The organism is Planococcus rifietoensis, from assembly GCF_001465795.2.
Lineage (GTDB): Bacteria > Bacillota > Bacilli > Bacillales_A > Planococcaceae > Planococcus > Planococcus rifietoensis.
Map to the genome: position 1 here is coordinate 185,010 of NZ_CP013659.2, position 20,786 is coordinate 205,795.

The window sequence follows — 20,786 nt, forward strand, 5'->3', positions numbered from 1 at the left end:
ATGGCTAGGAAAAAAGGTGGCGGCAGAGGCCTGCTTTTAGCAGGACTGGCAGCCGGTGCATATGCATATTTCAAAAAACCGGAAAACCGCGAGAAAGCAACTGTTGCATTTAATGATGTGAAAGCGAAGGTGAATGAGTATATGGAATCCCAAAACTTGGACCAGAACAAAAATCAGCAAGACCAAAAGAGCGAAGGCTTGGACAAGACCGACCTGCAGGAAAACAAAATGACGGCTGAAGGCGGCACGCAAGCAACTGTCCAATACTACAACGAAAAAGAGCAGCAAGAAAAGAAAGAAGACAACGATGATGTGAAGCTTTCTTCAAACGACGACAGCAAAGAAAAATCGGAAAACACCGATTCGGTTTCATCCGAGCCGCGTCTGAATACCGACAAGCTGTAAAGTTCGAAAAGACCGCCCTGGCACGTGTGCCGAGGCGGTCTTTTTCGTTGCCAAAAAAATCAGCGTTCGAGCGTCAGCCAATTGGCCAAAGCGATCGACAGCAATAGCGACCCGCTGAACAGGAAACCGCCATCTGCAGTGAGTGCCAAAGCCCCGGTGACTCCAGAGCCTGCGACGACGCCGATGGAGAAAAAGGCGTAAAAATATCCGTAAGCGCGCCCTCTTGATGCGGGTTCTGTGGCATCGATCAATAAGGAATTGATCGAAGGGAACAACAGCGCGAAACCGAATCCATACGTGCACATTGCCGCATACAATAGCGGTTCTGTTGAGATGTTGGCGAGTGCGAACAGTGAAGTGCCCATGACCGCAAAGCCGATAATCAAAGTAATGATCGGGCGCACGGCATCGAACAGCCGATTGATCGGCAACAGAAAGACCAGAATGGCCGCCAAGCCGAACGCGCTCAGCAATAAGCCGCTCAGTTGAGTGGGAAACCCGAGCGCCTCCACTTTAAGCGGCAGCATATAAGCAAGCACGCCTTGTGAGAACATCAGGAAGAACGCGCCTGAAAACGATCGCCAAAGCCCCGCGTTCCATTCGAAATCTGGGCGTTTGGCTGGTGAACGATCCGTTTTTTTGTTCACTTGATGCGTCCGCAACAGGAAGAATGCTGCAATCGCGAGCAAGCCGATCAAGGTGCCCGTGACGGCCATGGTCTCGGGGACACTGCCACGGCTTGTATAAATCGCTCCATAGGCGGGGCCGATGATTGCCGCCAGACCAACAAATGCGCCGGAAATCGCTGCATTTTTGCCGCGGCGGCTATGGTCGGTGCGGTTCGCTAGATAAGTAAAGGCGGCCGGCACCGTCAATCCGGCGGCTAAGCCATGTAAAAAGCGGATGGCGAGGAGGCTGTAAGGGCCGTCTGCCAAGCCGTAGATGAACAGCGCGGCACTTGTCGAAGCAAGCCCAATCAGCAGGATAGCAAAGGGCCCTTTGCGGTCGGAGAAGATGCCTGAGATGATATTGCCGAATGTGTTCGACAACGAATACATTCCGACGGCAAGCCCTGCCAAAAACGGCCCCGCCCCGAGCGATACGGCAAACGGGCTGATAATCGGCAACTGGGCAAATAAATCGAAAAACGCGAAGAAGATGATAAGATAAATGAAAAAGCGCAAGGGGGTTCCCAACTTCCTTTAAAATGTGATGATGTATGGCACTTCCGACCTCGCCGGCCCGTTTGTAACCAGGTCCGGAGCAGGCGGCAGGCGCCTGGTTGAAAAGAAATAAATGCGGCAAGGTGGATTACATTCCGCGTTGTTTAGGGTATTGAAACATATGACCTTATTATAGCACCGGAGGGAAAAAGATGAAAAAAGCGATGTTCATATGGAACCCTTCCTCAGGGAAGGAAAAAGCGGCGGATTATAAAGATTTTGCAGAAAAGACCTTAACGGAAATGGGCTACGATGCCGATACACGTGAAACGACAGGGCCTGGAGACGCCACGCATTTTGCTGAGGAAGCATGCGAAAAACGTTATGACCTTGTCGTGGCAATGGGCGGCGACGGAACGATCAACGAAGCGGTATCGGGGTTGGCGGAAAAAGAACACGAACCGCTTTTCGGCTTGGTCCCGCTTGGCACAGTCAATGACTTTGCGCGCGCGCTCGGCATCTCATTGAATCCAGAAGAAGCGATCGAAGGCTTGAAAACGGGACGTGAAAAACGCGTGGATATCGGTAAAGTCGGCGACCAATACTTCATGAATATCCTGGCGATCGGTGAAATCGCCGAATCGACGTATGAAGTAGAGCCTGAGCAGAAGACTAAGCTCGGCGCATTCGCTTATTTTGTGGAAGGCGTCAAAGCGGTCGCTTCCGATGAAGTCACGACATTCGTCATCGAGCATGACCACGGCACCTGGGAAGGGGAAGCTAAGCTCGTTCTTGTAGCATTGACCAATTCGGTGGGCGGATTCGAGAAGCTGGCGCCGGAAGCATTGACTGATGACGGCTTGCTCCATTTGTATATCGTTGAAAACGCTGCGCTTCCGGCATTTGTCCGCATGGCGACGGCCTTGGTACGCGGCAAATTCGAAGAAGATCCAGCGGTGGAAGCCATCCATACGACGCGGGTTTCAATCCGCACGAGTGAGCCGTTGTCTTGTAATATCGATGGGGATGAAGGCAGCACTACGCCGTTTGATATCGAAATCATGCCGCGCCATATCCGGGCGGTTGTTCCTGGAGAAACGGACTGATAGCTGCAACAACAAAGCTGTTTGGATATAGTGGGAACATAAAGCAGGCCGTGTATCATCGACGGCCTGTTTTGAATTTTTTGTAAAAACATTGGAAATTGGAACTTTTTCGTCGCTGAAACGTACAGTTAAGTGTATAATTGGTTTTAACTGTTACCGATGTCATATGTTTGAAATATAAATTAGCTCAATTTACTTAAAAACTTGTAAATTTATCTGTAAAACGCTATTATTATTATTTATTCAAGCAGTTCATTAAATGAATAAGTTCGTTAAATTTTTTACATAGAAAGCCGGGGAGAAGATGAATATACTCGAAACGCCATCCATTCAGGAAACTATTTCCAGAATCTTTATGAACGAAACGGAAAACGTCGCGCAGCTGGAGGGGCTCGAACGTTTCTTTGAAGTGGAGACTCAATTGATGCACGAAATCCATAACCTGGAGAAAGACCGTGCCAAAGAAACATTGCGTGAATTGATCGACATGCTCGCCCTTCATGCAGGAAAAGACATCATCCGCACCGTCCGCAATTATTACATCATTTTATCGTCCGTCATGGCACGTAAATTGTATGAAATGCGCGTACCGCCGAAAAAAGCGTTCGCTTTCAATGCGGCTTGTGTCGAATTGGTCGATAAGCACATGAACGATTCGGAATTCATGTATGTTGCTGATGAATTGATCGAGTTTTTCACATCGATCATCTCGGAACGCAAACAGCCGTCATTCGGCCACCAAACCGTCAACAAAGTCGTCATTTTCATCAATGACGAAGTCGAACGCGATTTGTCAGTAGAGGAAATCGCCAAACACTTCAATATTTCGACCAGCCATCTGTCGCGCATTTTCCGTGAACATGCGGGGATTACATTGGTGGAATACTTGAACGTGCGACGCGTGGAAGAATCACAGTATTATTTGCGCCATTCCAATAAAGGGATTTCGGAAATCTCCAAGCAGTTCCATTTCTGCAACCAGAGCTATTTCACGCGGATCTTCAAAAAATATACCTCGGTGACGCCGAAGCAATTCCGCGACAGCCAGCATATTCCTTATTTCCGCTATACCTTGCCGAATGCCAAGTAAAGGAGAAGCAATTCTCCTTTTTTCTTATGCCTAATTTTTGTCACAAGAAATGAAAAAAGCGGCCAGTCCCGGGACAGTGCATTGAATTTTTGCGGCCATATCGTTATACTTCTTAGTAGTCCAAAAAGGTGAAGGTGACAAACGTGAAAAAGAAACTTACATTACTGCTCATGCTTGCGGCAACGATCGCTTTCTTGAGCGGCTGTTCAGCAGTTGAAAACAAAGAAGGATTTTTCTACACGATTTTTGTAGCGCCATTTGATTTTTCGCTCGATTATTTAGGGAACCTCTTCGGAGGAAGCTACGGCATGGCGATCGTGGTCATCACGATCATCATCCGCCTCGTCTTGATGCCGTTCATGCTGCGCACGTATAAGCGCCAGCAAGGCATGAAAGTGAAGATGGATAAGATGCGCCCGGAAATGGAAGACATCCAGAAGCGCTTGAAGGAAACAAAGGATAAAGAAGAGCAGATGAAGCTCCAGCAGGAAATGATGGGGCTCTACAAGAAACATGACGTCAATCCGCTCAATATGGGCTGTTTGCCAGTCGTCATCCAGATGCCGATCATCATGGGCTTGTATTTTGCGATTCTCTATTCGCCGGATGTGCGTTCGCATGAATTCCTCTGGTTCAACCTCGGTTCGCCGGATATTGCCATGACGTTGATTGCGGGTGCGGTGTACTTCTTCCAGGCGAAAGTGTCGCTATGGACCATGCCGGAACAGCAGCAAAAACAGATGAAGTTCTTCATCTACCTGTCTCCGATCATGATCATGTTCATCTCGTTCACATCGATGGCTGCACTGCCTGTTTACTGGGCAGTCGGCGGGATCTTGTTGATCATCCAAACGTTCATCGGCCGGAAATTCTATTCGGAACATCCGGAAAAAGCGTTGGAAGCGGTTGAAGAAACTGAAACAGCCGACAAGAACAAATAAACAAAAAAAGCCGGCGCAACTGCCGGCTTTTTTTTCAGGAGAGATCATTATGAATCCAAAGGTTTTGCAAGGCGTGTTGATTTTATTACTCAGCATATTGGCGATCGTCTTCCTGTTTATGGGCAGCATGGAAATCGCCGTATTGTTCATGACGCTCTTGTTCGTCTTGACGAACACGTTCCGCTATAGACAAATGAAAGAGCGCGGCATGGACCGGGAAGCGAAATGGATGAAAGGCATGGCGATCATTTTCGGCATTTTGTTCTTCGTCGTTCTGGGCACGATCTTCATCTAATGAAAAACAGCACAGGCTAATTAGCCTGTGCTGTTTCTGTATGATGGTGTTTATCTTTTTTGCGTTCTTCCAGAAGAAAGTCCAACTGACTCATGAGGGTCAGCAGGTCATGCTTTGATATCTCTTTCAAAATTCCCAGCTCCCTTAACAGTTATGCCAAAGTATTCGCAGCAGTGGCGGCCGTTAAGGGGGTCAGAACATTATTTTTAAATATTTTTAATAAGCAAAACGTTTGCGTGTCAACAATACCAGCACTACGGCTGGGAACGAAGACGCCGCCATCCCAAGGAATGAATAGCCCGGGGCGATTTCGTATAGGTAGCCGCCCGCGAAAGTCAAAAGAGCGACACTCAAGCTCATGCCGAGTGCAGCGTACATGCCTTGCGCTGCGGGGATATTGACCGGGTCGAGCTTTTTGAAGATATAGCGGATAAAGGCGAAATGCGCGACGCCGAAAGACAAAGCATGAAGCGTCTGTGCCAAAATAAACACCCAGACCGACGGGAACAGGAAAATCAAGATCCAACGGACGGTTGAACCGATCCCCGCCAGCAAGAACATCGACGACACCGACCATTTCTCGAACAATGTATCAGCTTTGACGAAAAAGACGATTTCAAAAATCACGGCCACATTCAAGATCAAGCCAATGTAAAAGCTATTGACGCCGATATCCTGAAGATAGATGAAGCCGTAATTATAATACGACGCATGCGCTCCCTGCAGCAGGATGGACACGACGAGAACCGTTACAAATCCTTTTGATTTCAGCAACTCCGCCGTGGCGCTCGGCCCTTTCTTCGTTCTCGGTGCGGGCCTCGATTGCAGCGGGACCGGAGAAGCGAGCGATTGAGTGACCGCCATGAACAGCAACCCCAAAAGCATGATCCACAAAATCGCATTTTCCTGCCAGACAGCGGTGGCCGCCCCGACGATCAACAAAGCGATCGTATAGCCGAGCGAACCATAGGAGCGGCTTTTTCCGTAATGGATGCGGTCGGTCTGCATCAATACGGTCGCGCCGCTTTCCATCGCAGGCAATAGATTCGGATAGATAAAGCTGAACGCAAATGTGATGATGAACAGTAAGGTATAGGAATTGGCCGGGATATAAAACGCCATTACCACAAACGAAGCGATGGCGAGAATCTGCATCAAGCGCCCAAGCGAGAAAAGCCGCGTCAGGAGTGGGAAGAAAAACAAAGTCGACAACGACCGCGCGACCATGCCGGTCCCCATGATGACGCTGGCCGCCGAAACGCTCAGCCCTTTTTCATTTGTCAGCCAGCCAGTCCAGTAAGGCAAAAAGACGCCCCATGTAAAGAAAAACGCAAAAAAGTTCAATGATAGCCATTTTTGATTGTGCATAAATAAATCTCCACTCTTTTCCAGAAGTCTGCTTAAAGTATACCGAAATATTTTCGCCCCAGGGGAATTTCCGGAAAGAAAATGATAGAATGGAAAAGGAATTGACAGGAAAGTTGGCCAGCTCATGAAACCGACAAAAAAGAAAAACGACTTTGACAAGAAATTTTATATAAAATGGATGGTGATCGCAATGACAGCAATCTGGGCAGCAATTGCCGCAGTGTGGCTCTCTATGCATAATTGGGATACAGAAGAAAGCATGAAAGCACTGGCACAGGCCTTTACCGAACAACCGGCAGAAACCGAGCAGCAAGCTCCGGCAGAACAGGAGGAACCGGCAGTGAAAGAAGAACAAGAAGCGACAGAAGAAACCGAACAGCCTGAAGCACAGCCTGAAGAGGAAACGCCCGCACCTGCTCCGACAGACGCCACTGTCTATCCGGAGATCGATCAATTGCCATCAGAACCTACAATCGTGAACGGCATCCTGCTGGCGAATAAACAGCACCCGCTGCCTGAAACGTATGCACCTGGCGAAAGTGCGGAAGCCCGCGCAGCATTTGACACGATGGCACAAGCAGCCGCCAAAGACGGCCTGCAATTGGTCGCCTTCAGCACATACCGCGAATTTGCACGCCAAAAACAACTATACGAAGGCTATGTCGCAAAAGATGGCCAGGAAGCAGCCGACCGCTACAGCGCACGCCCTGGCTACTCCGAACACCAGACAGGCCTCGCTTTTGATATCGGGGAAGCCGGCCAGGAACAGCACTGGGCCTCGTCTTCCTTCGGGGACACGCCAGGGGGCAAGTGGGTAAAAGAAAACGCCCATAATTACGGCTTCATCCTGCGCTACCCGCAAGGAAAAGAACAGATCACCGGCTATATGCACGAATCCTGGCATTTTCGCTATGTCGGAAAAGAAGCCGCCACCGCGATCTACAACCAGAACATCACCTTGGAAGAATATTTAGGAATTTGAGTGACAAGCAAATAAATGAAACCGGCCGTTTTCCTGAAAAGGGAGAGCGGCCGGTTTTTTGGATATTATTGGTGAGGAAGTGTCGCTGTTGTTTGGTTTTATCTGCCGGTGGGCATGCTTAGTTGGAATTGATAGTGAGATGAATCAGCCGATGATTATTTCATCGTGAAGCAATCGCCTCCCGCTTGGGGCATGCCTCCCGCAATAAGCCAAGAAGAACACTTGTCTTATTGCTTCGGCTCGCCAATGAATAGGCGAAAGGAAGTTGAGCCGATTCATTTGCGACGCATCTGCTCGCAGATGTGGGAGCACGGGTTTGTGCGCGGTTCGGCTTTAAGATTTCATTGGATGTGGCGTGCGAAGATGTGTCACTATTATTTGGTTTCATCCGCTGGTGGAGACACCTAACTGGGCTTGATAGTGAAATGTATCGTTCGTTATTGCGCGCCTCCCTAAGTAGCCGCCTCCCGCTTTGGGCATGCCTCTCGCAATGAGCCAAGAAGAACACTTGTCTCATTGCTTCGGCTCGCCCTTGTGCGCGGTTCGGCTTTAAGATTTCATTGGATATTGCGTGCGAAGAAGTTTCACAGTTAGTTAATTTCATCCACTGGCGGGGACGCTTAGTTAGATTTGCTGATTGCAGAAATACTTCGCGACTATTCAATTTGACCATACAAGTCTGAACAAAAATAACCACACTTATTTCAATGTGTGATGAATTTTATTTCCTCTCTAAAACTAAAGATGAAGCGGAAAGGGGCGACTCCGAGAGGATCAGCGAGACAATTGAGACCCTGCAGAGCGCGCAGCGATCGAAGCGGCTCAATGCGAGCCCTCCGGAAAGCGTCCCCTTGAAGCGTAATCTCCACCTCCATACATTTTCTATATCATTTTCCGATGAAAAGAATCCACCATATAAGCAATTCACCAAACGAAAAAACGCCCCTTCCATATGGAAAGGGCGTTCGCTGGTTTGATTAAAGAATCGGTGCCAATAGGCGGGCGATGGATTCCTTCGATTTGATCATGCGGGTTCTCGCCATATACATCTCATAAGTCAGCTCCGACGACAATTCCGTATCCTGCCTGAACAGGTCGGCCAATTCCATCGACACCTTCTCATCGTAAATGAAGGCATTCACTTCAAAATTCAACTTGAAGCTGCGGACATCGATATTCGCTGTCCCGACCGTTGACGCTTCGTCATCAATGACAATCATTTTCGTATGAAGGAATCCGTTATCGTAAATGAATACCCGCGCTCCGGCCCGCAACATCTGACCGGCGTACGAATACGTTGCCCAATAGACGAAGGGGTGGTCCGGCTTGTTCGGAATCATGATGCGCACATCGATTCCGGACAGCGCCGCGATCCGCAGCGCATCATAGAAACTCGCATCCGGAATGAAATACGGCGTCTGGATGTAAATATATTCGCGCGCCAAATGGATGAGCTTTAAATAGCCATCTTTAATTTGTTCCCATTCCTCGTCCGGGCCGCTGGAGACAATCTGCATCGAAGTCGATCCTTCTTCAGGTTGTGGCGGGAAATACGCTTCATCGTATTCAATGTCGTGCCGGGCAGAAGCCTGGTTCCAGTCGAGGATAAAACGTGTCTGGAGCGGGTAAAGGGCATTTCCTTCCAGCCGGAGATGCGTATCGCGCCAATAGCCGAAGCGGCGGTTGAGGCCGAGGTATTCCTCTCCGACGTTAAAGCCGCCGATATAGCCGACCTTTCCATCAATGACGACGATCTTTCGGTGATTTCGGTAATTCAGCCGCGGGTTGATGATCGGCATGATGGACGGGAAGAAGGTTTCGACTTCGCCGCCGGCTGCTGAAAATTCCTTGAAATGGCGCTTGCTCAAACTACGGGAACCCATATCATCATACAGCAGGCGAACTTTTACGCCTTCTTTCGCCTTGGCCAGCAAAGCGTCCATGATGCGATTGCCGAGCTGGTCCAGCCGGAAGATATAGTATTGGATGTGGATATGGTCCTGTGCCTGTTCGATATCGCGAATGAGGGCATCGAATTTTTCCCGGCCATCATTGAAGATTTTCACATGATTGTTTTGGGTCAACAAAGCACCGTTATTGCGCAAATGCAGGTAAATCAAATTGCTGTAATCCTTCGTGCTGACATCTTGAAAAGGGAAAGTGCCGTCGTGGATTTCATTCATTTGATGGGCGATCAAGCTTTCAATCCCAATCCGCTTGCGGCCTTCTTCCCATTTGAAAAGCTTTTTTTGCCGCAACTTACGCCCGAGCAACAGGTAGATGAAGAAGCCGGCAATTGGGACAAAGAATAGCACCAATAGCCATGCCCAAGTGGAAGAAGCGTCCCGGCGTTCCAGAAACACCAGTGCCGCTGCAAGGAAAATATTCAAGATGAAAATTGCAGCAGTCAACACACTGATAATGGTGACGGTCATGGCCATTCTCCTTTGTGGATAATTGTTTATTGCCTCTAGTATAGACTAGTTGTGTAATTGAAAGAAAGGGAGAGCTAGGTGTATGTTATTTCCTTATTATAACTTTTATTGTAATTAACTGCCTCTCTACTTCATTGGCTACAAAAAAACTGCACTCTGCGGATGAGAGTGCAGCTTTAATCAGCTGAGGTGTTCTTCTTCTTTTAATTGTTCAACGATGCCTTCGACTTCCTGGCGGCTCATTTTTTCCTTGCCGGACTTGAGCGCTTTCAAGGTGCTGTGGGCCAAAGCGAGCGGCACTTTACAGAACATGAGAATGCGTTTATTTTTGATGGATTTAACGTATTGATCGGCTTGCGACAGATTTTCACGTGCGTAGCTGAACATATCGTCGCGTGTCCAGCCGTCGGGGACGAACGTGACGCCGCGTTCGTAATCTTCATCGTAATTGCGCAGCATGTTGACAGCTTGCAATCCACGGCCAAATCCGATAGCAAGTTCTGTATCGGTTTCGGTGCCGTCATGCCATTTCCAAAGATCGGAAAGCATAACGCCAACGAGCCCGGCGACATAATAGGTGTAATCGTCCAGGTCTTCGCGCGTATGGATGACCCAGTCCTTTTCGACCCATTTGGCCATGCCGCCAGCCATAATGGCTGTCGATTCAAGAACTTTTCCACGGATCTCGGGCGGGCATACTTCGACCCAGTCCGGAAGCCGCATCGTCACGGATGGCAAATAGTCCGCGTATGGGGCGACGAGTGCCGCGTATTCCGTTTCGTCAATATCCGTTTCGAGCATATGTTGGATGGAGCGCAGAAGAGACGCTTTCACTTCAGCTGGAAGCTCGGGATGATCTTCAATTTCATCGATTGCACGCATGCACAAATAGGCGGAGCCGACGGTTTTTTTCAGGACAGGATCCAAAAAGCTGATCGGAATGAAAAAGGTCCGGCTCGTTTGTTTCAGCATCGCGAGTGATTCTTTTTGCAGATTGGCGACTTTGCTCATCTTCAGTCCTCCTTTATGTGGATTTTAAACGTGCTTATGTATGGGCGTGGCCCACTTGATTCGTAAAATGTCTTCCTTCTAAATATAAACGAAATGGCTGAAAAAACAAATGATTACCCATAGCGCCACAAGAAAACCCTTTGGAAGAAACAAGTTCTCCAAAGGGTTCAGTCTACATGAAAATGGTTCCATGCCTCATAAATTCCGCCAGCGCAGTGGCGATTTGCGCGGAAAATGAGCGGGTGCTCTTCATGGATTTTGAGTTCCGGCTGGGCGTTTCCAACAATAACGGAAGGGAACCCGAGCGTCAGCATTTCCAAGTCGTTTCCGGAATCACCCGCAACCAGCAGTTTAGCGTCGGAAATTCCATGGCGTTCCAACAAGTAGCGAAGCGCCTGACCTTTCCCGCTATTCGGAGGCAGGATATCCAAGTCCTTGCCGCCGCTGAAGATCAGCTTATGGGGTACTTTTTCTGCTTCGAGCAGATTGCGGAATTGTTCGACCACTTGTGCATCCGTGACATGGTAGGAACGCCGGCTTGTCACAGGCAAATCCTGCGGAGCCAAGCCGTCGATTGTCTTCGCTAGCGCTTCGACTTGCTCGGGCGCCCAATCGTCCATCAAATGGGCTTCCCAATTTTCGTCTTTCAGAAAACCGGTCCCCATATAGATTTCGGTTCCGACATCGGTGACGAGCGCTTTGGGAATCGGGAGCCCTTCATCTGCAATCAGCTGTCGTGCCGAAGCGAGATGGCGGCCGGTAATATAGATCAAACCGACTTCGTAAGGCTGCTGCTCATAAAAATCCAGCAATTCCTTCAGCCCGGCTCTATCACCGACTAAGGTTCCGTCCAGGTCGGTCGCTAGCAAGTGTGTTGCTCCGTTCACGAATAATCACCTCATACAATGTATTTATTCTTTTTGAAATGCTGACCCAGTTGAAATCTTTACGAGCGATGCGCACCGCTTGGCGGCTAAGGCGTTCAACCAGCAGCGAGTTGACGGAAAGTACTTCCATGGCAATCGCCAGGTCGATTTCGTTCTGCGATTCGACGAGCAAGCCGCTGACGCCGTCTTCAACGACATTTTTCAAGCCGCCGACTTTCGAGGCAATGACTGGGCTGCCGCAAGCTTGTGCTTCAGCTGCAACCATGCCGAACGATTCGTAGAAACTCGGGACGATGGTGGCAGTAGCTGAATTGAACAGCAGGGCCAATTGTTCTTGGTTTTTCGGTCCGACAAAACGGACATGCTGTTCAATGCCTCGCACTGCTTTGCGCAGTTCCGGGTCTTTTGGCAAGCCTGTTTCGGTATCGATAGCATCTGGTTCACCGCCGGCAATCACCAATTCAGGCGTGTAGCGGTTGCCGCTTTTTTCTGCAAGAAGCTTGAAGGCTTTCAATAAAGTGAAGATGCCTTTCGTTGCTTCTAAACGGCCAGCAAAAACGAAGAGGGGATCCTCGTAGCCGAATTTCTTGCGGATATGGTGTCGGCTGCCGCGGACGCGGAACGCCTCGTCGACTCCGATGGGGATTACTGAGATGGGAGAAGCGGCGGAAACGTTCTCTTTGATCACTTGTTTTTCTGTATTTGTCGTCGCCAAAATATGGTCGCTATGGGCAAGTACGGTTTCTTCCGCTTTTTCGCGCCGCGCGTCATGCGTGCCGGTCGCTTCTTCTTTGGCCCATCCGAGCGAGTGGGATGTATGGATATAAGGCAGCCCGAATTCTTCTTTGAGCTTTTTGCCGATCAATCCTGAAAGCCAATAATGGGTGTGGACGATATCATAAGTCGATAGCGGCAATAGCCGTTTCATTTCTTCATAAAATGCCGGAAGCATGGAGTACATTTCATTTTTTGAAACGAATCCTTTATAGCCGGCTTCTACACGGATCACGCGGCAGCGTTCGCCGAAATGTTCCACTTGTGGGGCATTTTCATCGCACCAATGGGTAACGACATCCACCTGCCACCCTCTGTTTTCAAGAGCGAGTGCCAGTTGCTTGACGTAATTGTTTTGGCCGCCTGCTTGCTTTCCGCCGAGCTTTGCCAAAGGATCGCCATGGTCTGATACAAAAAGCACTTGTTTGGTCATTGTCGTTCATCTCCGTTCATTAGTTCCTCCCCGAAAAAGGCGGGAGTGCATATTATATATACCCATATTTAGGTAATGGTAAACAGGATTTCTGAAAAGTTCCAAAACTTTTATTGGCGGTAAAAAAAAGAACGCCTGTGAAAGCGCTCTTTTGGCCGTTCATTTCGTATGGACAAACTTTCCGTAAGATGGAACAGCGAGCTCAGGGAAATGATCCGCCAACTCGACGAGGCCTTTAGCCAAGACAGAACCTTTCATCGGCTTGCCGTGCCCAGTAGCAGCGAAAGAAGGTTTCAAGTCCACAAGTTTGGACACCGATTCCCAGGCGGCGCGCCAATCGGTCGTTAAATAGACCGGCGGGCCATGCACTTCTTTTTTCTGGCGCATCACTTTGTAAAGTGAATCCTGCTTGACCGTGACAAATGCATCTCCTGCGATCAGCACGCGGCCGACGTCCTTGAAGAACGAGACATGGCCTTTTGTATGGCCGGGTGTATGGAGCCAGCGCCAATTCGGCAAATCAGGGATGCTGCCGTCAGCCGGAAGCTCCACCAAATGCTCGGAAATATCGATAGCTTTTACCGGGAAAGTCTTGGACATCTTCGCGACCATTCCGCCTTCTACAGTGGAATCGGGCTCGGGATAATCTTCTTTTCCGGTCAAGTACGGGAATTCCTCAGGATGTGCGTAGACAGGGACCGGGTGCTTTTCAAGAATATCGATGAGTGCGCCGACATGGTCGAAATGGCCGTGCGTCAGCAAGATCGACTGCAATTGCTGGTCCGGGCCGAAACGGTTTTCAGCTTCTTTTAAAATCTTTTCGGCAGAATGCGGCATGCCAGCATCCACCAATACCCAGCGCGGGCTGATGGAAGGGTTTCCGATCAAGAAGACATTGGAGATTTTCGTCGTATAGCAATACGTATCCGGAGCGATTTCGATGCCCGAGCCGCTGCGGATCGATGTCATCGGCATGATTGCCTCAGTTTCAGTGCTGCGTTCCATAAACATTGATTCCTCCTTAGGATTCGTCCATTGGATTTTCTTCATATGATTGCTTTACCCGAAATGAAGATTTCCAATCCAGCCCAGCACAATTTGAGTCTCCTGCCGCGATTCGTTAGAATGGAAAGAAGATTGTCAAGGAAGCAAGGTGCAGAAAAATGAAATCGATCATCATCATCGGCTCCGGCATCGTTGGGGCAAGTGCGGCATATTATGCGGCAAAAGCAGGGAACAGCGTCACATTGATCGACCGGGCGGACCGCGGCCAGGCGACAGGCGCGGCAGCAGGCATCGTCTGCCCGTGGATCTCCCAAAGACGCAACCAGGCCTGGTACCGTCTCGCTTCAAACGGCGCCGCCTATTACCCGGTCCTCATTGAAGAACTCGAAGCACTAGGGGAAAAAGAGACCGGCTACAAACAAGTGGGCATCGTCAGCATCCACGAAGAATCGAAACTCGACAAGATGGAACAAAAAGCGCGCGAACGCCAAGCGGGATCTCCTGAGATGGGCGAACTCGAACGGCTGACGCCGGAACAAACGAAAGCCAGGTTCCCGTATGCGGGCGATCGCTACGGCTCTTTGTATGTGAGCGGGGCGGCGCGCGTTGACGGCGGCGCCATCCGTGATGCGCTTATCCGTTCTGCCAAGCGATTGGGCGCAACATTCATCCAAGGTGACGCCAAGCTGCTGATCGAAGCAGGGCAGGCGACAGGCGTGGAAGTGAACGGGGAAAGCTTGGCTGCAGATCGCATCATCTCTGCTGGCGGTGCGTGGGCGGCGGAGCTGTTCAAACCGCTCGGGCTTCACTTGAAAGTCGTTCCGCAAAAAGCGCAGATTTTGCATCTGCAATCCGCCGACACGGGAACAGGAGACTGGCCGGTTGCGATGGTGCCGTTTGGGCAATACATCGTGCCGTTTGAGGACGGGCGCATCGTCGCCGGTGCGACACATGAGAACAACGCAGGATTTGACGACAAGCTGACGGCAGGAGGCATCTTTCATATCCTTGAGAAAACTTTGGATGTCGCGCCAGGACTTGCCGCAGCTGAGTTCACGGGAGCCGCGACCGGGTTCCGCCCGGCGACACTGAGCGCCTTGCCGTTCATCGGGCAAGTGCCAGGGCAAGCACAGCTTTTCGCGGCCAACGCACTCGGCGCATCTGGCCTCACGGCAGGTCCTTATCTCGGCATGCAGCTCGCGAAACTTGCCACTGGCGAAACAACCGACCTCGACATTGGTTTATACGATATTGAAGAAGCTTTCGAAGAAATTAAATAGGAAAAGGCAGGAGACCCGGGTCTCCTGCCTTTTCTGCATTCAAGAATCAAAGCCCTGTCTCAATATTTGAAGAAGCGTTTGCTCGTGAATGCTTTTGCTTAGTAATGCTCTGCATTACATCGCAAAGATAAGCTCTCACGTAGTTAGAGCTTATCTTCCCCACCGTTTTTATGTGGCTTGATGATCAGTCCGCCTTGCCGAAAATTTTCCGGTACGTGTCCAGGATAAACTGCTTATACGGAAGGTCCGGCATCGGTTCGATCAATTCTTTTGCTTGTTGTGCATAGATTTTCGCTTGCTCATGATCGCCTAATTGTTCATAGATCAAGGCCATATAGGCTTCTTTTTCGTAATGCATCGACAGGTCGTATGGGTGCGGCATAAAAGGGTTCATGCGATGTTGTTTAAAGCAATCCAGTGCTTCAGCATAGTGTTTCATTCCATATAATGCTTTTCCTTTTTCCAAATAGTAATAATCGTCCATCCCCATTTGCTTACGGTTTTCTTCAAGCAATTGATCTGCTTTTTCATATTCATGAGTGAAAGAATTGAAATAATGGATTTCGATGGCGTTGGCGTAAGCGGTAATTTCTTCATCCTCCGAGAACTCTGCAAACAGCCGGAGTTTGCCAATATAATAGTTTTTACGTTCCAAATCTCCCGCGAGCAAGGCTTCAAAACCAGCAAGCCGGTAAAGCGCATTAATCTGGTAAAAAATTTGGTGTTTCTTCGAATAAGTGATTGCCTCTTCCATCAGACGGCGCGCATTCACTTTATCGCCAGTAGCAGAATATAAAATCGATTCATAATAATCAAAATCGAGTTTTTTTAGCGGATCTAGCACACCAGCTTGCTCCTCAAACATCTTGCGCGATGCTTGCAAAGTCTCCAGTGCTTCTTCATATCTACGCTCACTCAATTTCATCAGCGCACGAAACATATGAAGGTCGGCGACAGAATTGATCAAATGCAATTGTTCATAAATCGCTTCTGCACGGTCGAACGCCGGTTTCCAATCGTAACGTTTCGAGTTATAGCAACAGCGGCTATAGATTTCAAGCAGCCGCGCCGATTCGTAGCGAAACGGTAATTTCTCTACATAAGGGTGAATGCGATCTGCAATTTCCTCATAGCCTGCCACCATTTCTTCGCTAGTGCCCGAAACATTCCGGCGCTTTTCTTCAATTTCATCGAGCAAAGCGCGAAGCTCCGCGGTCGGCATCTCCTGAAGCAATTCATTGCGCTCGATCCCGAGCCGCTCCGCAATGTAGGAAAGGCTCTCCATCGACGGATTCGCTTTGTTGTTCTCGATCAAACTGAGCATGCCTTTCGACAGCTCATCTCCGGCAAGCGCCTGCAAAGTCAGGCCTTGTTCTTTTCGTATTTGTTTAATCCGTTCCCCCAAAGTTGCCATAAACTCACCTGCTTTTTCTATAATGTATCATCTTGGTGCTGTTCTTTAGAGTATTTTTATTTCCATTGTAAATGAGTACAACCATCAATGTCGCTTATCTAGAAAATAATAATGGTTATTTGTTTAATTATATTAAACTTTTTATTGTAGTGCGAATAAAAGCGTGATATATTTTGTTTAATTAAATTAAACTTATTGAAAAGGGAGCGAATAACATGAACGAAGCGGGTAAAATCAAACAGGCTACGTACCATCTGTATACGTTCACCATCAGCAAACTGATTTCCACATTCGGCAGCTCGGTTTACGCATTCGGCATCAGCCTCTATGTCCTGGCTTTGACCGGTTCCGCCGCCAGTTTCGCCATCAACTTGATCTGCAGCATCCTGCCCCGGACCTTGTTTGCGCCGTTTGCCGGTTATGTCGCGGATAATTACCCGAAAAAAGCGGTCGTACTCTTGTCCCAATCGGCGAGCGTGCTGTCGGTGGGCGGGTTATTGCTCTACAGCATGTCGAACGGCTTGTCGCTGGCAGCAATTTACACGGCGACCGCATTGATTTCCGTCAGTTCCATGTTCACAAGCGTTGCCTTTTCATCCTCGATTGCCAATTTAATCGACCCGGATCGCATCCAAAAAGCGATGGGCTATAATCAATCTGCACTTGCCATCGCCACGATCGGCGGCCCGGTCATCGGCGGCATGCTGTTCGGCTTCGTGTCGATGAATGTCTTCTTGCTGATTCAAGTGGTTGCCTATGCGCTCGCTGCGGCACTTGAGGCCACGATGAACTTCCGGCTTTATACGAGACGCACCGAAACAGCGAACGCAGAAGACAAGCAAGGCGTCTGGCAAGGCATGAAAGAAGGTGCCGCCTACCTGCGGAAAAACCGAGTTATCACCGTCATTGTCACAACGGCTATCGGATTGAATTTCTTCTTCTCCGCCTTGATGATTGGCTTGCCGTTCATTGCCGTCCAGCAATTAAAGGTGCAAGCAACGCATTTTGGCTTCATTGAAGCGATGATTGCACTCGGCATGCTGCTGGCATCAATTTATTTCTCGGTGCGCAAGGAAGTCAAATTCCCGCTGCAATTTTCCAAGCGCGCCATCATCGTCATGTCGCTATTACTTGCGGCGGTCTCCCTGCCACTTATTGCGGGCTTGTCCTATTGGGGCAATGTCATCTACTTGCTCGTTTTGATGCTGGCGTTCGGCATCTCCAATGTCTTCGTCAACACGCCGATTGGAGTCATGATGCAAAAAGACGTTGACGAAGAATACCGCGGCCGCGTATTCGGCATCTTGGAATCGATGGCGATGGCCATGATGCCGCTTGGCTATTTGCTGTTCGGCTTGCTCTATGACTTGGTGCCGGCCCAATATGTATTATGGGCTTGCAGCCTATGCCTCTTAATCTTGACGGCTTACAGCATGCGTCCGGCCATCATCCGCGAAGCCTATCCAGAACTTGCGGAAAAACCGCTTGATAAGGTATTGTCCTGAATACACAACAACCGCCTTCTTCCGAATAGGCGGTTGTTTTTTGCGTCCAAGCGATTCCATGTTTTAGGAGAACGCGGAAAGGGAAAAGCGGAGGAGATATAAAACCCGAGAAAGGTGGAGATGCACGATGAAAGACAAAGTGGAAAAAGTGCCGGCGCAGCATCAGGAACGCCAGCCTGGATTTGAGAATGAAATGGAGCCGCGACCGGATTACTTGGGGAATCTGGCGGGTGCCTCGCAGCGTTTGCCTGGCAAAGCCGCGCTCATAACCGGCGGCGACAGCGGAATCGGCCGCGCCATTGCCGTCGCTTTTGCAAAAGAAGGGGCAGACGTGGCGATTTCCTATTTGGACGAACACGAAGATGCCAAGGAAACGAAGCAGCTCGTCGAAAAAGAGGGGCGCAAATGCTTGCTTATCGACGGAGACATTGGCGATGAAGCGTTCTGCAAACAAGTCATTTCACAAGTGATTGAGGAATTCGGAAAACTTGATGTGCTGGTTAACAATGCCGCAGAGCAACATGTACAGGAATCGCTTAAGGACATCACGGCAGAGCAATTGGAGAAAACATTCCGCACCAATGTCTTCAGCATGTTCCACCTGACAAAAGCGGCACTGGACCATTTGAAACCTGGCGCATCGATCATCAATACGACATCGATCACCGCGTTCCGCGGCGAGCCAAGCTTAATTGATTATTCTTCTACAAAAGGCGCGATTCTGGCATTCACCCGCGCCTTGTCCGGATCGCTCGCAAAAGAAGGCATCCGGGTTAACGGAGTCGCACCCGGCCCGATCTGGACACCGCTCATCCCGGCTTCTTTCCCAGCGGAAGAGGTCGAAGGATTCGGAAGCAGCACGCCGCTCGGACGGCCAGGGCAGCCCGACGAACTGGCCCCGGGATATGTCTATTTGGCTTCAGACGACTCATCCTATGTTACAGGCCAAGTACTCCACATCAATGGAGGTACGCCATATTAAGTATTTTCAGGCATTCGATCAGTCCAATTGATCGAATGCCTTTTTTATCCATAATAAAATTAATTTACAGGGAGGAGAGGTGCGTGACATGTCCGAGCAATTGAGAACGCCGCTAAAGAAACCGATCTGGACATTGGTCGTATTGAATTTAGCGGATGGTTTTTTAACTTACTGGGGGCTGTTGGCAGGAGCGATCGAGGAAGCGAATCCCTTGCTCAGCGGGCTGCCGCCGCTTGCGATCTTTTCGGTTAAGCTATTGTTATCCGCCTGCCTTGCCGCATTCCTCTTCACCCCGCTCGTGCGGCTTGAGTCCCGGGTCTGGCGCTATTTCCTTCTGGCTGCCAATTTCGTCTATGCTGGCATTTTGTCGCTCCATGTTATTTGGATCGCTTTATTGTATCTATAAAAAATCCCCAGACAGCCGAGCTGTCTGGGGATTTCCTATGCCGGGTTTTGGCCGGCTTGTTGTTCTGTATAGCGCAACGATTTTTTGGAAGCTTTGAACAGGACGATCAAGATGATGCTGAAAATGGCCAATCCGCCCGAAAGATAATAGATGGCGCCGGATTGCATCGTGAGCAGCCACGTGAAAAACAGCGGGCCGATAATGCGCCCGAGGTTGTCCATCGAGTAAGTCATGCCGGCCGCTGTACCGTATTTGCCGCCCGCTTCTTTCGAAGTGAGCGAGACGAGCACGGTGCGCGCAAGGGCGTTGCCGGCAGTGAAGATGCTGAGTGCGACACCTGCAAACACCAAGCTGGTCGTAAACGGCAACAGCACCAAGCCTAGCGCGGTGACGATCTGTGCGCCGATGATCCATTGCGTCTCGGTGCCGTTTTTCACACGGCGGACAACGCCGCCTTGAATCGCGGCATCCACAAAGCCAGAGGCCATGAACAAATAGCCGAGCTGGAGCGGGGTAATTTGGATTTGGTCAATCTGGAACAATTGGAACGTCGACTCCAAGCCTGCGAGCAGGAACGTCACCATGAAGGAGAACAGGAACAAATAACGGATGCGGTAATGCCAAAGCGTGCTGGCGCCTTTTGGCAACAGCTTGCGTTTGACTGCTTCGCCTTTGCGTACCGGTTCTTTCAAGACGATGCTTGCATAAACCATCAACAACAGCACAAGGGCAGCTGAAGCGGTGAATGGCAAGGACAAGGAGACCGCGCCGAGCAAGCCGCCGATCGCCGGTCCAAAAATAAAGCCGAGCCCGATCGACATGCCGAGAAGGCCCATGTACTTATTGCGCTCTTCATCAGTCGTGATGTCCGCGACATATCCTGTGACGGCTGTATAAAGCGCACCTGAGAACAAGCCGCCGATAACGCGAGACATGTACAGCAGGATAAGATTATCGAGAAACAGCGAGAACAGGAAAAAGCTGAGCGCGAATCCGGCAAGCCCGACCAAGATCAATTTTTTTCGGCCGGTGCGGTCGGATAACCTGCCCCATAACGGTGCTGTGAAAAAGGACGAGAGGGCATATATCGTAATTAGTCCTCCGACATGGATGTCCGCATATCCTTGCTGGACGATCACCTCGGGGAGTATCGGAATGATTAGGCCGAAGCCGAGATAGACGAAAAACTGGACGGACATGAGCAATAAAATGGTTTTCTTCATAAAGGAATTCCTGCTTTCTGCAAAGACTGGTGTTTTCATTTTACTCTTGTTTGCCACTCAGAACAACGGCAGCCGAAAAAA

At 49.7% G+C, this 20,786-nt stretch carries 19 protein-coding genes; 10 read left to right on the forward strand and 9 right to left on the reverse strand.

All coding sequences use genetic code 11. The features are described 5' to 3' along the window. Positions 1-405, forward strand: coding sequence for a hypothetical protein (locus tag AUC31_RS00935; RefSeq protein ID WP_058381807.1), 405 nt, complete (start codon positions 1-3; stop codon positions 403-405). Between the two features lie 59 nt (positions 406-464). On the opposite strand, the gene AUC31_RS00940 is transcribed toward AUC31_RS00935, so the two are convergent. Continuing rightward, positions 465-1,589 carry an MFS transporter gene (locus tag AUC31_RS00940; RefSeq protein WP_058381806.1) on the reverse strand — a complete coding sequence of 375 codons (1,125 nt, stop codon included), beginning with the start codon at positions 1,587-1,589 and terminating at the stop codon, positions 465-467. Positions 1,590-1,780: 191 nt separating this feature from the next. On the opposite strand from AUC31_RS00940, the gene AUC31_RS00945 reads away from it, so the two are divergent. The 4 genes from AUC31_RS00945 to AUC31_RS00960 all read left to right on the forward strand — a co-directional run bounded on the left by AUC31_RS00945 (position 1,781) and on the right by AUC31_RS00960 (position 5,000). Then, the gene (locus AUC31_RS00945; RefSeq protein ID WP_058381805.1) at positions 1,781-2,674 is read left to right on the forward strand and encodes a diacylglycerol/lipid kinase family protein; all 894 of its coding nucleotides are present in this window, start codon (positions 1,781-1,783) and stop codon (positions 2,672-2,674) included. A gap of 304 nt (positions 2,675-2,978) precedes the next feature. Next, positions 2,979-3,764, forward strand: a complete 786-nt coding sequence (locus AUC31_RS00950) for an AraC family transcriptional regulator (protein WP_058381804.1) — start codon at positions 2,979-2,981, stop codon at positions 3,762-3,764. Between the two features lie 143 nt (positions 3,765-3,907). After that, positions 3,908-4,705, forward strand: coding sequence for a membrane protein insertase YidC (gene yidC, locus AUC31_RS00955; protein ID WP_058381803.1), 798 nt, complete (start codon positions 3,908-3,910; stop codon positions 4,703-4,705). Between the two features lie 49 nt (positions 4,706-4,754). After that, the gene (locus tag AUC31_RS00960) at positions 4,755-5,000 is read left to right on the forward strand and encodes a hypothetical protein (protein ID WP_058381802.1); all 246 of its coding nucleotides are present in this window, start codon (positions 4,755-4,757) and stop codon (positions 4,998-5,000) included. A 216-nt stretch (positions 5,001-5,216) separates the two neighbouring features. Here AUC31_RS00960 and AUC31_RS00965 read toward each other — a convergent pair whose 3' ends face one another. Beyond that, entirely contained in the window at positions 5,217-6,368 is a 1,152-nt protein-coding gene (locus AUC31_RS00965; RefSeq protein WP_058381801.1) for a 3-phenylpropionate MFS transporter, read from the reverse strand. Between the two features lie 190 nt (positions 6,369-6,558). Here AUC31_RS00965 and AUC31_RS00970 point away from each other — a divergent pair, with 190 nt between their 5' ends. Further along, entirely contained in the window at positions 6,559-7,350 is a 792-nt protein-coding gene (locus AUC31_RS00970; RefSeq protein ID WP_237150674.1) for a M15 family metallopeptidase, read from the forward strand. Between the two features lie 977 nt (positions 7,351-8,327). Here the strand turns inward: AUC31_RS00970 and cls are convergent. The 5 genes from cls to AUC31_RS00995 form a co-directional block, all read right to left on the reverse strand. Next, on the reverse strand, positions 8,328-9,785 hold the full coding sequence (gene cls / locus AUC31_RS00975; protein WP_058381800.1) for a cardiolipin synthase: 1,458 nt from the start codon (positions 9,783-9,785) through the stop codon (positions 8,328-8,330). A 180-nt stretch (positions 9,786-9,965) separates the two neighbouring features. After that, positions 9,966-10,796 (reverse strand): squalene/phytoene synthase family protein, encoded by an 831-nt coding sequence (locus AUC31_RS00980; protein WP_058381799.1) that lies wholly within the window; start codon positions 10,794-10,796, stop codon positions 9,966-9,968. A 167-nt stretch (positions 10,797-10,963) separates the two neighbouring features. Beyond that, complete coding sequence (locus AUC31_RS00985) at positions 10,964-11,683, reverse strand: HAD-IIB family hydrolase (RefSeq protein WP_237150676.1); 720 nt, start codon at positions 11,681-11,683, stop codon at positions 10,964-10,966. Beyond that, on the reverse strand, positions 11,628-12,890 hold the full coding sequence (locus AUC31_RS00990) for a glycosyltransferase (RefSeq protein WP_058381797.1): 1,263 nt from the start codon (positions 12,888-12,890) through the stop codon (positions 11,628-11,630). Before AUC31_RS00990 ends, AUC31_RS00985 begins: the two co-directional genes overlap by 56 nt. 159 nt (positions 12,891-13,049) lie before the next feature. Then, positions 13,050-13,901, reverse strand: coding sequence for an MBL fold metallo-hydrolase (locus AUC31_RS00995; protein ID WP_058381796.1), 852 nt, complete (start codon positions 13,899-13,901; stop codon positions 13,050-13,052). A gap of 152 nt (positions 13,902-14,053) precedes the next feature. Here AUC31_RS00995 and AUC31_RS01000 point away from each other — a divergent pair, with 152 nt between their 5' ends. Next, complete coding sequence (locus AUC31_RS01000) at positions 14,054-15,175, forward strand: NAD(P)/FAD-dependent oxidoreductase (protein WP_058381795.1); 1,122 nt, start codon at positions 14,054-14,056, stop codon at positions 15,173-15,175. 184 nt (positions 15,176-15,359) lie between these two features. Here the strand turns inward: AUC31_RS01000 and AUC31_RS01005 are convergent, their stop codons facing one another. Then, entirely contained in the window at positions 15,360-16,589 is a 1,230-nt protein-coding gene (locus tag AUC31_RS01005) for a helix-turn-helix domain-containing protein (protein ID WP_058381794.1), read from the reverse strand. Positions 16,590-16,804: 215 nt separating this feature from the next. Between AUC31_RS01005 and AUC31_RS01010 the strand changes: the two genes are divergently transcribed. From AUC31_RS01010 to AUC31_RS01020, 3 genes are all read left to right on the forward strand, one after another. Continuing rightward, positions 16,805-18,094, forward strand: coding sequence for an MFS transporter (locus AUC31_RS01010; protein WP_058381793.1), 1,290 nt, complete (start codon positions 16,805-16,807; stop codon positions 18,092-18,094). Positions 18,095-18,221: 127 nt separating this feature from the next. Further along, positions 18,222-19,076: an SDR family oxidoreductase gene (locus AUC31_RS01015; RefSeq protein WP_058381792.1), complete on the forward strand. Its 855-nt coding sequence runs from the start codon at positions 18,222-18,224 to the stop codon at positions 19,074-19,076. An 88-nt stretch (positions 19,077-19,164) separates the two neighbouring features. Then, positions 19,165-19,482, forward strand: coding sequence for a DUF5658 family protein (locus tag AUC31_RS01020; RefSeq protein WP_058381791.1), 318 nt, complete (start codon positions 19,165-19,167; stop codon positions 19,480-19,482). Between the two features lie 35 nt (positions 19,483-19,517). Here AUC31_RS01020 and AUC31_RS01025 read toward each other — a convergent pair whose 3' ends face one another. After that, positions 19,518-20,705, reverse strand: coding sequence for an MFS transporter (locus AUC31_RS01025; RefSeq protein ID WP_058381790.1), 1,188 nt, complete (start codon positions 20,703-20,705; stop codon positions 19,518-19,520). Between the last annotated feature and the right edge of the window lie 81 nt (positions 20,706-20,786).

What these genes read in the sequence shown, in the direction of transcription:
- AUC31_RS00935 (WP_058381807.1), top strand. Translation starts at nt 1, where the DNA reads ATGGCTAGGAAAAAAGGTGGCGGCAGAGGCCTGCTTTTAGCAGGACTG.
- AUC31_RS00945 (WP_058381805.1), top strand. Translation starts at nt 1,781, where the DNA reads ATGAAAAAAGCGATGTTCATATGGAACCCTTCCTCAGGGAAGGAAAAA.
- AUC31_RS00950 (WP_058381804.1), top strand. Translation starts at nt 2,979, where the DNA reads ATGAATATACTCGAAACGCCATCCATTCAGGAAACTATTTCCAGAATC.
- AUC31_RS00960 (WP_058381802.1), top strand. Translation starts at nt 4,755, where the DNA reads ATGAATCCAAAGGTTTTGCAAGGCGTGTTGATTTTATTACTCAGCATA.
- AUC31_RS00965 (WP_058381801.1), bottom strand. Translation starts at nt 6,368, where the DNA reads ATGCACAATCAAAAATGGCTATCATTGAACTTTTTTGCGTTTTTCTTT.
- AUC31_RS00970 (WP_237150674.1), top strand. Translation starts at nt 6,559, where the DNA reads ATGACAGCAATCTGGGCAGCAATTGCCGCAGTGTGGCTCTCTATGCAT.
- cls (WP_058381800.1), bottom strand. Translation starts at nt 9,785, where the DNA reads ATGACCGTCACCATTATCAGTGTGTTGACTGCTGCAATTTTCATCTTG.
- AUC31_RS00980 (WP_058381799.1), bottom strand. Translation starts at nt 10,796, where the DNA reads ATGAGCAAAGTCGCCAATCTGCAAAAAGAATCACTCGCGATGCTGAAA.
- AUC31_RS00990 (WP_058381797.1), bottom strand. Translation starts at nt 12,890, where the DNA reads ATGACCAAACAAGTGCTTTTTGTATCAGACCATGGCGATCCTTTGGCA.
- AUC31_RS00995 (WP_058381796.1), bottom strand. Translation starts at nt 13,901, where the DNA reads ATGTTTATGGAACGCAGCACTGAAACTGAGGCAATCATGCCGATGACA.
- AUC31_RS01000 (WP_058381795.1), top strand. Translation starts at nt 14,054, where the DNA reads ATGAAATCGATCATCATCATCGGCTCCGGCATCGTTGGGGCAAGTGCG.
- AUC31_RS01005 (WP_058381794.1), bottom strand. Translation starts at nt 16,589, where the DNA reads ATGGCAACTTTGGGGGAACGGATTAAACAAATACGAAAAGAACAAGGC.
- AUC31_RS01010 (WP_058381793.1), top strand. Translation starts at nt 16,805, where the DNA reads ATGAACGAAGCGGGTAAAATCAAACAGGCTACGTACCATCTGTATACG.
- AUC31_RS01015 (WP_058381792.1), top strand. Translation starts at nt 18,222, where the DNA reads ATGAAAGACAAAGTGGAAAAAGTGCCGGCGCAGCATCAGGAACGCCAG.
- AUC31_RS01020 (WP_058381791.1), top strand. Translation starts at nt 19,165, where the DNA reads ATGTCCGAGCAATTGAGAACGCCGCTAAAGAAACCGATCTGGACATTG.
- AUC31_RS01025 (WP_058381790.1), bottom strand. Translation starts at nt 20,705, where the DNA reads ATGAAGAAAACCATTTTATTGCTCATGTCCGTCCAGTTTTTCGTCTAT.